Below are 13,313 nucleotides of genomic sequence, written 5' to 3' on the forward strand. Positions count from 1 at the left end.
CTTCAAGTCGCCCGCCGTTGCACCGTCATCACCGCTGTTCCCGCGCCCCTGTGGTGGCCCGGGTGGCGTCGCTCGTCTTGCTGTCCGTGAAGTGAATAATAAATACAGGAGAGAAACATGGAGAGTTCCCGCAAAGCGTTCATCGGCTACGTGCACCAGGCCCTGGTGGATGTCGAAGACCGGAATCTGGTGGAGGCCCTGCTGACTGGCTTTGAAAATCATCCCGACAAGCTGGACGGCTACTGCCAGACCTATCAGCGCATGACATCCAGCCGCTGGTCCGAGGATTCGCTGTGCACCTTTTTCTGCGGCTGGCGCAGCCCTGATGGCGCGGCTCACGCGGTGTCCAGCATCATCGTGCGGCTGTTGCAGGAGTCCGCGGACCTGCCCGGCGACGACAACAAACTCAAGCTGCTGGAGGCCGCCCGGCATTGCGGCGAGATCATCGTCGAAGACGTCGGCCTCGGCGAAATGCACGGCCATCCCCACCATTCCAAGCTGTACCACCGCATGGCCTCGGCCATCTGCGGCTCCGACAACTGGCGCCTGCAGGACAAGTACCTGAACCCCATCACCAAGGAGTTCTCCACCTGGGTCGGGGAGAAGCGCCCCCTGGCTCCGAACCTGGTGGAAGCCCTGGAGATGATGGCCCTGACCGAGCTGTTCAACACCGGCGAATACAACCTGATGACACCGCTGTGGAAGAACTGGCTGCGCGAGTCCTGCGGTTATCCGGCGGGGGAGGCCAACCGCATCGCCGGTTTCCTCAGCGTCCATTGCGGCGCCGTCGAGGCCCGGCATTTCCGCCACGCCACCGACGCCCTGAAGCTCTACACCCAGGCCACCGGCCAGCAGATCGACTACCGGCGCATCGCCGCGCTCTCCGACGAGTACGTGGTGCGGGCCTGCGCGCACCTGGAAAAAATGGCCTCCGTGCTCAAGGCGTAGGGCCCCTGCAAACCGTGCCGGGCGCGGCGACGGCCCGGCCTCCCATGACTGACTGTGCTGCATAGCAAAGACTGGAGAACCATGAACATGCGTCTTGAATCCGACTCGATGGGTTCCATTTCCGTACCGTCCAACAGGTACTGGGGGGCTCAGACCGAGCGCTCGATCCTCAACTTCCCCATCGGCCGTTCGCGCTTCCAGTGGGGCGCACCGATGATCCGTGCCATGGGCATCCTGAAAAAGGCCGCGGCCCTGGCCAACCTCAAGCTTGGCGAACTGCCTGAAGCCATCGCGCTGCCCATCGTCAAGGCGGCGGACGAAGTCATCAGCGGGCAGTTGGATGATCACTTCCCGCTGGTGGTGTTCCAGACTGGCTCCGGCACCCAGTCCAACATGAACGCCAACGAAGTGATCGCCAACCGGGCCATCGAGATGCTCGGCGGCGAGCTGGGCAGCAAGAAGCCCATCCACCCCAACGACCACGTCAACCGTGGGCAGTCTTCCAACGACACCTTTCCCACGGCCATGTACATGGTGGTGGTGACGGAAATCTTCGAGACCCTGCTGCCCGGGGTGGCGACTCTGCGAGACACCCTGTTCGAAAAATCCCAGCAGTATCGCGACGTGGTCAAGGTCGGCCGGACCCACCTGCAGGACGCCACCCCGATCACCCTCGGCCAGGAAATCGGCGGCTGGGTCGAACAGATCGACTACGCCCTGGGGGCCATCGAACTCAACCTCGGCGGCCTCTACGACCTGGCCATCGGCGGCACGGCGGTGGGCACCGGGCTCAACTCCCACCCGCAGTTCGGCGACGAGTGCGCGCGAATCATCGCTGAGCTCACCGGCTACCCCTTCAAGTCCTGCGCCAACAAGTTCTTCGCCCTGTCGGCCCATGACGCGCTGATCAACACCTCGGCGGCGATCCGTACTCTGGCCATGGCCCTGATGAAGATCGCCAACGACGTGCGCTGGCTGGCCAGCGGCCCGCGCTGCGGCATCGGCGAGATCGACATTCCCGAGAACGAGCCGGGCTCTTCGATCATGCCGGGCAAGGTCAACCCGACCCAGTGCGAGGCGCTGACCATGGTCTGTGCCCAGGTCTTCGGCAACGACGCCAGCGTGGCCTTTGCCGGCAGCCAGGGCAATTTCCAGCTCAACGTCTACAAGCCGGTGATGGTGCACAACGTGCTGGAAAGCATCACCTTGCTGGCCGAATCCTGCCGCGCCTTCAACGACCATTGCGCAGTGGGCATCGAGCCCAACCGAGCGCGGATCGAGGCCAACATCGAGAAGAACCTGATGCTGGTGACCGCCCTCAACCGGCACATCGGCTACGACAAGGCGGCCATCATCGCCAAGACCGCCCACCAGGAGGGCAAGTCCCTGCGGGAGGTGGCGCAACAGCTTGGCTACGTTTCGGCCGCGGATTTCGACCGCTATGTGGTGGCCCTGGACATGACCCATCCCTGAGCCCTGGCCGCCGCAGCCAACCCGCTGTTCCTACTCACAAGAGGCGCGTGAATCCCATGCAGGACGCTGATATTCGCCGAACCCACCTCAGCCAGTTGCTGCGCCGCAAGCGCTGTCTGCGGGTCCTTGAAGCCCACAGCCCGATCTCGGCGCTGCTGGCCGAACAATCCAGGCTGGAGCGCGGGCCCGGGCCCAGCCTGAGTTACGACGCCATCTGGTCCAGTTCCCTGACCGACTCGACCCACAAGGGCCTGCCGGACATCGAGATCCTCTCGCCCAGCAACCGCCTGCACGGCATTCGCGAGATCTTCGATGTCTGTTCGCTGCCGATGATTTTCGACGGCGACACCGGGGGCAAGGCCGAGCACTTCGCCATCCACGTGAAGATGCTGGACCGGGCCGGGGTCTCGGCGGTGGTCATCGAGGACAAGTGCGGGCTGAAGAAGAACTCCCTGTTCGGTACCGCCGTGAGCCAGGTCCAGGACAGCATCGAGGAATTCTGCGAGAAGATCCGCGTGGGCTGCGCCAGCCGCAGCCATGCAGAACTGCTGATCATCGCGCGCTGTGAAAGCCTGATCCTCGACAAGGGCATGGACGACGCCATCGAGCGCTGCCTGGCCTATGTCGCCGCCGGCGCCGACGGGATCATGATCCACAGTCGGAAAAAGGACGGCCTGGAGATTCTCGAATTCGCCCGGCAGTTCCGTCGCCAATGCCCGCGGGTGCCGCTGATCTGCGTACCCACCAGTTATGCCCACTTGAGTTTCGACGAGCTGGAAGGAGCCGGCTTCAACGCGGTGATCTACGCCAACCACATGCTGCGCAGTGCCTACATGGCCATGCGTGATGTGGCGGTGGGCATTCTCGAACATGGCCGGACCCTGGAGGTGGAACCCCGTTGCCTGGGCATCGAGGAGATCCTTGATCTGGTGCCGGGCACCCGTTGACCGCGGGCGACAGCGGCGGTCCCGAGCATTCTTGGAAGATTCTGGTTTTATCCCCGTCGATTGCGCGACTGAGGATATGCAGGAATAAGAATTTTCTTACATACGTTGCCAGGACCGCTGCTTAGAATTGCCCCGTTCGCCCGGCCAGCCACCACAGGCTCCATGCCCAGTGGTGGTTTCTGGTCAGGGCGGGCTGCAACATCGCAATACCTGCCTGCCCGGTCCGTGTTCTGCCTACTGCCCTTGGCTGGCCGGGTCGGCACTTCAGGTTCGATGCGTTCAACATCCCCCGCTAGCCGCTACTTCCCCCTCCAACCTAGAATCTCAATTCGGACCTCAAGCCGAGGACCGCGTCAGGGTTGTGCCTGGGTGCCGGCCAGGCTCGGTGCTGCGCTCCAGGCGCCCCCCAGGGCCCGGTACAGGTCGACCTCGGCCAGCAGCTGCGCCAGGTGGTCGTTGATCAGGCCCTGCTGGGCGCTGAACAGCGAGCGTTGGGCATCGAGGAACACCAGGTTGCTGTCCACGCCGATGCGATAGCGATGCTCGGCCAGGTTGTAGTAGTCCTGGCTGGCCTGCACCAGATTGCCCTGGGCCATCAATTGCTGCTGATAGGTCTGGCGAGCGGCCAGGCCGTCGGCTACTTCCTGGAAGGCGGTCTGAATCGCCTTTTCATACTGGGCGACGCTGATGTCCTTCTGCAGCCGGGCGTAGTCCAGGCTGGCGCGCAGGCTGCCGGCATTGAAGATCGGCAGGTTGATCTGCGGTTGAAAGGTCCAGCCGCCAGCCCCTCCCTTGAACAGCCCGGAAAGCTCCTTGCTGGAGCTCCCGGCATTGGCAGTCAGGCTGACGCTGGGGAAGAACGCCGCTCGGGCCGCGCCGATGTTGGCGTTGGCGGCCTGCAGTTGGTACTCGGCCTGGAGAATGTCCGGGCGTCGCTGCAACAGGCTCGAAGGCAGGCCTGCGGGCACCTGGGCCAGCATGCCTTCGGCCAGCCTGCGCTGGGGCAGGTCGGCGGGGAGGGGCGCCCCCACCAACAGGGTCAGGTTGTTCAGGTCCTGGGCCACCTGGCGCTGGTAGCGGGCCAGGTTGGCCCGGGCGCTGTCGACGCGGGTGCGGGCCTGGGCCACGTCCAGGGCCGAGATCTTCCCGGCATGGCCGTTGCGTGTGGTCAAACGCAGGCTCTGCTCATCCGCGGCCAGGGTCTTGCGGGTCAGCTCCAGCAGTTCCTGGTCGGCGCACCAGGTCAGGTAGGCACTGGCGACATTGGCCACCAGGCTCAACTGCGCGCTGCGCCGGGCTTGCTCGCTGGACAGGTAGGTCATCAACGCCTGTTGGCTGAGGCTGCGGATGCGGCCGAAGAAATCCAGCTCGTAGGCGCTGATGCCCAGGTTCGCCCCATAGCTGGAATTGATCAGCGCCTTGCCACCGGTCATCTGCTCGGGCAGCCGCTGGCGCTTGCCGTTGACATTGGCCGACACCGCCGGCAGCAGGTCGGCGCGCTGGATGCGGTACTGGGCCTGATAAGCCGCGACGTTCAGCGCCGCCACCCGCAGGTCGCGGTTGTTGTCCAGGGCACTGTGGATCAACTGTTGCAGCAAGGGGTCCTGGAACAGGCCGGACCAGTCGGCTCCCGCGGTGCCGGCGGCCGAGGCGTAGGCCAGGCCTTGAGGGTAATGGGCAGCAACCGGCGGCGCTGGGCGTTGGTAGTCCGGGATCAGCGAGCAGCCGCCGAGGGCCAGGGCCAGGGCCGCCAGGATCGAAGGGGAGGTACGCATATCAGCCTCGTGACAAGGACATCCTGAAGGTGGACGACAGGGGCGCAGCAAGCGCGCCTCAGGCGCCGACCATCCACTTGGCCAGGCCGTGGCGGCCACTGACCCCGAGCTTGGCGGCGGCACGCTTGAGGTAGGTTTCGATGGAGCTGTTCTTGACGCTCAGGCGCTGGGCCATTTCCGGCACCGTGCCTCCGGTCAACAGCCCCAGGCAGACTTCTTTTTCCCGTGCCGAAAGGCTGATGTCCCCCAGGGACAGGCGCTCGTCGAACTCCCGTTGCAGGGGCGTCTGCTGACGCGCATCCAGGGGGCGGCTGCTCCAGCTGCGCAGGTTCTTCAGGGCCTGTTGCCGGTGCAGTTGGGCATGGCGCTCCAACAGCGGCAGCAGGGTCGCCGACAGGCTCTTGAGAAAGGACAGTTCGGCCAGGGAAAAACCGCCCTGGGAGGGTTCGCGGTAGAGGGCGATGACACAGCGGCGGTTGGCTTTGCGCGAGACCAGATGGCATTGGTGCGGGGTGTGGCGCGATGTTCCGCCCTGGGCCTGGGCATTCATCTGAATCAGCAGCGAGTCGTCCATTTCCAGCATCTTGTGCAGCAGCGGATCATGGCGTCGCGGGGGCTCCGGCAGAGGCAGGTCCTCCTGCAGCCCGGCCCGCCCCAGCAAGGTGATTGCCAGGGAGCTGGCCTGGCGTTCGTCGAGGGTCCACTCACTGAGCAGCAGTTGGCTGACCGGCACCAGCTTGTCCACCAGTTGCAGCATGTCCCTGGCGAATCCGCAATGGCCGGTACTGGAGATCAACTGCCCCAGTTCGAAGTAGAAGGGTGGAGTTTCCATGTTGGCGATACTGCTGGTCAGACCCATATCCTTATCATCCTTGATCGAGACAAATCGCTGATCGAAACGCGGTCGCCACGGTGGCCCGCAGCACAGTGTTCATGTACCTGATTTGGTCGGAAAAATCTGATTTAAGCCTAAGAATTTACTTCGCGTCTGTAGGGGTAAACCGGGACACGCAGGCCGCATCAGAGCGCTGCCGGGCTGTCCCCGTGGGCCGGCAACAGGCGCGCAATCCCCGCTGGCGTTCGTCCTCGCGGTTGTGCAAGGCGCTGCCGGCACAGGCTCATCAGGCCTTGGCGGCAAGGCAGGCGAGGCCAGGAGCCTCATGTACGGGTGGTCAATGTCCTACAGCTATTTCAGCCGATCCGCAGCAGCGTCCCGGCGTTGATGGTGCCTGCCCGGGGGCTTGCCTGGCGGCCTGCCAGAGCCGTTCTCAAGGCCTTGAGCCTGCTCCGCCAGGGCCCAGGAATGTCCGGGTTTCGGGTGACATACAGGGTGTGGGGCCGATGCTTAAATCCGCGGACGCTGGTGCCCGGGCCCATCACATGAGAAGGATCTTATGATGCGTTTTTCTGCCTTTGCCGTGGCCGATCTGGTCGCGCCAATCACCCTTGTCATCCACGGTGCGCTGCCTGCTGGACGTTCAGCGCCGGTGATGGCATGAGCGCCGGGGCGGAGCAGGCCCAAGGCTTGCCGCTGACCACCGGGCAACGGGATATCTGGCTCGATCAACTGAGCCGCGGTGACTCGCCGCTGTACAACATCGGCGGCTATGCCGACCTCAAGGGACCGTTCCAGCCCGAGCTGATGCAGCGCACGGTGGAGGCGCTGGTGCGCAAGCATGATGTGCTGCGCACGGTGCTGTCCCTGGAGGGCAGCAGCGACGGCTTGCCGTTGCAGTACTTCGACCGCGACTGGCCGGTGCAGTTGGCATTTCACGACCTGTCCGCCGAGGCCGACCCGCTGGCCACTGCCCTGGCGCGGATTCACTGGCAGATGCAGCAGCCGTTCAAACTCAGTGGCGAACGCCTGTGCCGTTTCTCGCTGTTTCGCCTGAGCCCCGAGCATCACCTGATGCAAGCCGAGGCCCATCACCTGATCCTCGACGGTTGGGGCTTTGCCCAGTTGTCCCAGTCCTTGGGTAGCCTCTACAGCGCTTTGGCGCGGGGCGAACAGCCCGGCCCTGGCGCACCGTCCTTTGTCGATTTCATCGAGGACGACGCGCGCTACCAGCAGTCCAGCCGTTATGCCCGGGACCGCGACTACTGGTTGGCCAAGTACCAGAGCCTGCCGGAGCCGCTGCTGCGCCCGCGCCATCGTCCGGGCCAGGAAGCCGGAACGCCCGGGGCGACCCTGGTGCAGGCCTTTCCCGCGGCCCTGCATGAGCGGATGAAAGCCCTGGGCACAAGCACCGGGGCTTCGGCCTTCCACGTGCTGCTGGCGGCCTTGCATGTGTATTTCGCCCGCACCGGCCAGCGCGACCAGTGGGTCCTGGGCATGCCGGTGCTGAACCGGCCCAACGCCGCCTTCAAGGTGACCCTGGGCTGTTTCACCCAGGTCAGTGCGGTGCACATGGACTTCGGCCGCGAGCTGAGTTTCGAGGCGCTGGTGGCGGCGGTGCGGGACGTGCTCAAGCAGGATTATCGCCATCAGCGCTTTCCCCTGAGCGAGCTCAATCGCGCCCTCGGCCTGCTGCGTGAAGACCGCGGGCAATTGTTCGAACTGACCCTGTCCTATGAACTGGAGGACCTGCAATACCGCTACGGCGATGCCGTGGCCTCGTCGGTGAAAGTTTCCAATCGCCACGAGCCGACGCCCCTGGCCATTCACCTGCGCAGCAACCGTTTCGACGACAACGCCTGGATGCATTACGTCTACGACACGGGGTATTTCCAGCCCCATGAGATCGAGGCCCTGGCCGCTTGCCTGATCCATGTGCTGGAGCAGGGGTTGGCGAACGTGGCCTTGCCGGTGCAGCAGTTTTCGCTGCTGAGCGCAGAGCAGGGCGCGCGTTTGCAAGGGTGGAACGCCACCCGCCAGCCGCTGGCTACCGAGCAGCGCATCCACAAGCGGGTCGAGGCCTGGGCCCAGCGCACTCCGGGCGCCGTGGCCCTGGTTGCCCAGGGCCAGCAGCTGAGCTACGACCAGCTCAACCGCCGGGCCAATGCCCTGGCCCTGCGCCTGCAAGGGCTTGGGGTCGGTCCCGATCAGCGGGTGGCGATCCTGGCCCGACGCAGCCTGGAGACCCTGGTCGGCCTGCTGGCGATCCTCAAGGCCGGCGCTTGTTACGTGCCGCTGGACCCGGCGTATCCCCCTGAGCGACTGGCCTACCTGCTGGAGGACTGCGGGCCGGTGGCGCTGCTGACCCAGGCCGGTTTGCGCGAGCGCCTGCCGAGCCTGGCGGTGCCGCTGATCGAGCTGGACGATCAGCAGTGGCAGTCAGGCTCGGCGCCTGGTCCCCAGGTGCCCGGGCTGACGGCGCAGCACCTGGCCTACGTGATCTACACCTCCGGCTCCAGCGGTTTGCCCAAGGGCGTGATGGTAGAGCACCAGAGCCTGTCCGCCCTGGTGGACTGGCATTGCCGGGCCTTCGAGCTGCAGGCCGGCAGCCACACCTCCTGCCTGGCCGGCTTCGGTTTCGATGCCATGGCCTGGGAAGTCTGGCCGGCCCTGTGCGCCGGGGCGACCCTGCACCTGGCCCCGGCCAGTGACGGCCCCGAAGACCTCAATGGGTTGCTCGCCTGGTGGCGGGCCCAGCCGCTGCAGGTGAGCTTCCTGCCCACGCCGGTGGCCGAGTACGCCTTGAGCCAGCGGCTCGGTCATCCGACCCTGCGCACCCTGTTGATCGGTGGCGATCGCCTGCGCCAGTTACCCGAGGCACAGCGCTTTGCCCTGATCAACAACTACGGCCCCACCGAAGCCACGGTGGTGGCCACCTCCGGGAGCATCGAGGCCGGGCAGCCGCTGCATATCGGCCGGCCCATCGCCAATACCCAGGTCTATCTGCTGGATGAGCGACAACGCCCGCTGCCCATCGGCATTGCCGGCGAACTCTATATCGGTGGCCACGGGGTGGCCCGGGGCTACCTCAATCGCGACGAGCTGACGGCCGAGCGTTTCCTCGACGATCCCTTTAGCGACCGGCCCGGTGCGCGCATGTACCGCACCGGCGATCTGGCTCGCTGGCTGGAGGACGGCCGCCTGGAGTACCTGGGGCGCAATGACGATCAGGTGAAGATCCGTGGCCAGCGCGTCGAGCTGGGAGAAATCGAAACCCGCCTGGGCGCCCATCCCGCGCTGCAGGAGGTGCTGGTCCAGGCCCGGGACGGCCAGTTGGTGGCCTGGTTCACCGCCCGCGAGGCCGTGCCGATCAGTGATCTGCGGGACTTCCTGCGCCGGCAGTTGCCCGACGCCCTGGTGCCCGTGGCCTATGTACGGCTCGAGGCATTGCCCCTCACCGCCAACGGCAAGCTGGACCGCCAGGCCTTGCCCGCCCCCGGGCCCGAGGCCCTGGTCAGCCGCGAGTACCAGGCCCCCCAGGGCCCACTGGAAACCACCCTGGCCCAGCTTTGGGCCCAGGTGCTGCAGGTGCAACAGGTGGGCCGCCACGACCATTTCTTTGAACTGGGCGGCCATTCGTTGCTGGCCCTGGAACTGATCCAGCGCATGCAGGAGCAGGGGCTGCATGCCGATGTGCGGGTGCTGTTCGGCCAGCCGACCCTGGCCAGCCTGGCGGCGGCGGTGGAGGGCCGGCAGGACGTGGAAATCCCGGCCAATGGCATACCTGCCGATTGCCGGCACATCACCCCGCAGATGCTGACCCTGGTGGACCTGGACCAGGAGAGCATCGACCGGGTACTGGCCACGGTTCCCGGCGGCGTGAGCAACGTGCAGGACATCTATCCCCTGGCGCCGCTGCAGGAGGGCTTGCTCTACCACCACATGACCTTTGCCGCGCATGACCCGTACCAGCAGCACGCGCTGCTGGCCTTTTCCCGTCGCGAGGACCTGGACGCCTTCGCCCAGGCCTTGCAGGCGGTGATCGAGCGCCATGACATTCTGCGCACCAGCCTGGTCTGGGAGGCGGCAGAGCAGCCGCTGCAGGTGGTCTGGCGCCAGGCCCGGTTGCCGGTGGAGCAGTGGCAGCCGACGGCCGAGGGCGGCTCGCTGGCGGAGCAGTTGCGCGAGCATTACCACCCGCGGCACAACCCGCTGGATATCCGCCAGGCACCGCTGCTGGCCCTGGCCTGGGCCGAGGACCGGCCGAACCAGCGCTGGCTCGCGCTGCTGCGCTTTCATCATCTGGTCAACGATGCCACGTCCACGGCCTTGCTGATGGCGGAAATCGCCGCCCACATGAATGGCCGGCAACAGCCACTGGCGCCGGCCTTTGCCTACCGTGACTACGTGGCCCGCACGCGGTTGGGGCAGGCCTCCCATGCTGCGTTCTTCCGTGAATACCTGGCCTCGGTGGACCAGCCGACCCTGGCCTTCGAGTGGCAGGAGCGTGCGGGCGAGCCGGTGGATCAGCAGCATGCCAGTGCTCTGCTGGATCACGACTTGAGCCTGCGCCTGCGTCATCAGGTGCGGCAGTTCGGGGTCAGTGCCGCCAGCCTGTTCCACCTGGCCTGGGGCCTGGTGCTGGGACGCTCCAGCGGCCGCGAGGACCTGCTGTTCGGCACGGTGCTGCTGGGTCGCTTGCAGGCCGGTGCGGGAGCGGACCGGGCCCTGGGCATGTTCATCAACACCTTGCCGCTGCGCCTGGAACTGGCGGGGCTGACGGTGGCGGCCGGGTTGCGCCAGACCCAGGAACGCCTCAGCGCGCTGCTGGCCCATGAGCAGGGGCCCCTGTCCCTGGCTCAGCGTTGCAGCGGCGTGGCGGCGCCGACGCCGCTGTTCAATGCCTTGCTCAACTACCGGCACAACGTCGCCGCCGACGCCCAGGCCCTGTTGCAGGGGGTGCCGGGGGCGCAATGGCTGAGCAGCGAAGAAGTGCTCAGCTACCCCTTGATGCTGGCGGTGGACGACCTGGAACCGGGCTTTCGCCTGGGAGCCCGGGCGCCCAGGCGGATCGGCGCGCAGCGCCTGCTGGACTACCTGAGCTGCGCCCTGGAGGGGCTGGTCCAGGCCTTGGAACAGGCACCGCAGACCCTGCTGCAGAGCCTGTCCGTCCTGCCGGCGGCGGAGTATCGGCAGCAGATGCTGGCGTTCAACGCCACCGCGTCCGACTACCCCAGCGAGCTGACCCTGCACGGGCTGTTCGAAGCCCAGGTCCGCCGCACGCCCCAGGCGATTGCCCTGCAGGCCGGCGAGCAATGCCTGAGCTACGCCCAGCTCAACCAGCGGGCCAATCAGCTGGCCCATCACTTGCGCGAGCAAGGGGTGGGGCCGGACGTGCGGGTCGGGCTGTGCGTGGAGCGCGGCCTGGAAATGCTCATCGGCCTGCTGGGCATCCTCAAGGCCGGTGGCGCCTATGTGCCCCTGGACCCGGAGTACCCGCCGGAGCGGTTGAGCTTCCTGATCAATGACAGCCAGCCACTGGCCGTGCTGGTGCACCAGCCCACCCGGGCGCTGCTGCAGGCCCAGGCCGTGCCGCTGATCGATTTCGACCGCGACCACTGGCAGCACCCGGGCCAGGATGACCCTGTGGTGCCGGGGCTCGGGGTCAGGCACCTGGCCTATGTGATCTACACCTCGGGCTCCACCGGCAACCCCAAGGGGGTGATGGTGGAACACCGTGGCCTGGGCAACCTGATGCACTGGAGTTCGCGACTGTGTGGGCCATGCCCGGGCGGCACCTTGCTGCAAAAGGCCCCGTTCAGTTTCGATGGCTCGGTGTGGGAGCTGTTCTGGCCCCTGGTCAGCGGCATGCGCCTGCTGCTGGCGCGGCCCGACGGCCAGCGTGATCCGGGCTACCTGGCGCAGCTGGTGCAAGCGCAGCAGGTGACCATGATCAAGTTCGTGCCGGCGATGCTCCTGCAGTTCCTGCAACTGGAGGAGAGCGGACAGTGCCACAGCCTGACCGACGTCTTCTGCGGTGGTGGCGAGCTCACCGAGGCCATCGCCCGGCTGTTCCAGCGGCGCCTGCCCAAGGCCCGGTTGCACAACGTCTACGGTCCCACCGAGGCCACGGTGGACAGCAGTGCCTGGACCCTGGAACCCGGGGCCCCTGTACCGCCGGTGCAGTTGCCCATTGGCCGGGCCATTACCAATACCCGGCTGTATGTGCTCGATGCCCATGACCAGCCGGTGCCCCTGGGGGTCAGTGGCCAGTTGCATATTGGCGGCGTCGGCGTGGCCCGGGGCTACCTGGGCTTGCCGCAGTTGCAGGCCGAGCGCTTTATCGACAGCCCCTTCGTGGCCGGTGACCGCCTGTACCGCAGCGGCGATCTGGTGCGCTACAACGCCGACGGCGACCTGGAGTTCCTCGGCCGCAACGACTTCCAGGTCAAGCTGCGCGGGCTGCGCCTGGAACTGGGGGAGATCGAGGCACGGCTGGCGCAACACCCGGCCCTGCGCGAGGTGGCGGTGCTGATGCGCGATGAGCGCCTGGTGGCCTATTTCAGCCTGCACCCGGATCAGGCGCCGCCGGGTATCGAGGCACTGCGGGCCCATGTCCTGGAGCAGTTGCCGGAGTACATGGTGCCGGCCGCCTATGTGCGGCTGGCATCGCTGCCCCTGAGCGCCAACGGCAAGCTGGACCGCAAGGCGTTGCCGGAACCCGGGGTGGACGCAGTGCTGAGCCGCGAGTTCGAGGCGCCCCAGGGTGAGCTGGAAACGACCCTGGCGCGGCTCTGGGCCGAGGTGCTGCAGGTCGAGCGGGTGGGGCGCCATGACCATTTCTTCGAACTGGGCGGGCACTCCCTGCTGGCGGTCAGCCTGGTGGCGCGCATGCGCCAGGAGGGCCTGCATGCCGATGCCCGGCTGCTGTTCAGCCAGCCGACCCTGGCGGCCCTGGCGGCCCATACCCAGTGCCAGTTGCAGCGCCTGGAGATTCCCGCCACCACCATTCCCCAGCTCAAGCGCCAGCGGCGTCTCTGAGCCCATCTTCGGCCTTGCAGGTGCGCCGGCCCCAGGGCCGGCGCTCGCCGTGGGCGCCACAGGACGGGGGCCGGGACAACGCCGGGGGCATGTCCCGGCTTCCCATGTCAGACACTCAAGGACGGATGTTTTAGCGTCTCCAGGCTGCCGGGAGCCCTGGCGGGATCAGTGTCTGCGGCGTTTGCCCGAGCCGCTGGCCGCTGAGCGCTCGGGCCCTGCGCCGCCTCTGAAAGGTTGCATCTGAAACAAGGACGTTCTCTTCAACCATTTCCGAATTCTCAGGCAGGTTACGAC

The 13,313-nt window shown here is 66.3% G+C and carries 6 protein-coding genes; 4 read left to right on the forward strand and 2 right to left on the reverse strand.

Annotated features, from left to right (window positions below; translation table 11 throughout):
* The first annotated feature begins 117 nt into the window (after positions 1-117).
* The 3 genes from PFZ56_RS16370 to aepX all read left to right on the forward strand — a co-directional run bounded on the left by PFZ56_RS16370 (position 118) and on the right by aepX (position 3,368).
* Entirely contained in the window at positions 118-948 is an 831-nt protein-coding gene (locus tag PFZ56_RS16370) for a hypothetical protein (RefSeq protein ID WP_102882422.1), read from the forward strand.
* 87 nt (positions 949-1,035) lie between these two features.
* Positions 1,036-2,421, forward strand: coding sequence for a class II fumarate hydratase (gene fumC, locus PFZ56_RS16375; RefSeq protein WP_110596843.1), 1,386 nt, complete (start codon positions 1,036-1,038; stop codon positions 2,419-2,421).
* Positions 2,422-2,477: 56 nt separating this feature from the next.
* Positions 2,478-3,368 carry a phosphoenolpyruvate mutase gene (gene aepX, locus PFZ56_RS16380; protein ID WP_110652615.1) on the forward strand — a complete coding sequence of 297 codons (891 nt, stop codon included), beginning with the start codon at positions 2,478-2,480 and terminating at the stop codon, positions 3,366-3,368.
* A gap of 353 nt (positions 3,369-3,721) precedes the next feature.
* Here the strand turns inward: aepX and PFZ56_RS16385 are convergent, their stop codons facing one another.
* A complete protein-coding gene (locus PFZ56_RS16385; protein WP_170002288.1) occupies positions 3,722-5,143 on the reverse strand; it encodes an efflux transporter outer membrane subunit in 1,422 nt (473 codons plus the stop codon).
* A gap of 58 nt (positions 5,144-5,201) precedes the next feature.
* Complete coding sequence (locus tag PFZ56_RS16390; protein ID WP_102882419.1) at positions 5,202-6,002, reverse strand: helix-turn-helix transcriptional regulator; 801 nt, start codon at positions 6,000-6,002, stop codon at positions 5,202-5,204.
* Positions 6,003-6,638: 636 nt separating this feature from the next.
* On the opposite strand from PFZ56_RS16390, the gene PFZ56_RS16395 reads away from it, so the two are divergent.
* Positions 6,639-13,019: an amino acid adenylation domain-containing protein gene (locus tag PFZ56_RS16395; protein WP_394304392.1), complete on the forward strand. Its 6,381-nt coding sequence runs from the start codon at positions 6,639-6,641 to the stop codon at positions 13,017-13,019.
* The last annotated feature ends 294 nt before the right edge of the window (positions 13,020-13,313 follow it).

Origin of the sequence: Pseudomonas danubii, assembly GCF_042980055.1 — a bacterium.
In the GTDB taxonomy this organism is placed as follows: Bacteria; Pseudomonadota; Gammaproteobacteria; order Pseudomonadales; family Pseudomonadaceae; genus Aquipseudomonas; species Aquipseudomonas danubii.

Bases quoted from the DNA above. Each gene is read 5' to 3' on its own strand.
- PFZ56_RS16370 (WP_102882422.1), top strand. From the start codon at position 118: ATGGAGAGTTCCCGCAAAGCGTTCATCGGCTACGTGCACCAGGCCCTG.
- fumC (WP_110596843.1), top strand. From the start codon at position 1,036: ATGCGTCTTGAATCCGACTCGATGGGTTCCATTTCCGTACCGTCCAAC.
- aepX (WP_110652615.1), top strand. From the start codon at position 2,478: ATGCAGGACGCTGATATTCGCCGAACCCACCTCAGCCAGTTGCTGCGC.
- PFZ56_RS16385 (WP_170002288.1), bottom strand. From the start codon at position 5,143: ATGCGTACCTCCCCTTCGATCCTGGCGGCCCTGGCCCTGGCCCTCGGC.
- PFZ56_RS16390 (WP_102882419.1), bottom strand. From the start codon at position 6,002: ATGGGTCTGACCAGCAGTATCGCCAACATGGAAACTCCACCCTTCTAC.
- PFZ56_RS16395 (WP_394304392.1), top strand. From the start codon at position 6,639: ATGAGCGCCGGGGCGGAGCAGGCCCAAGGCTTGCCGCTGACCACCGGG.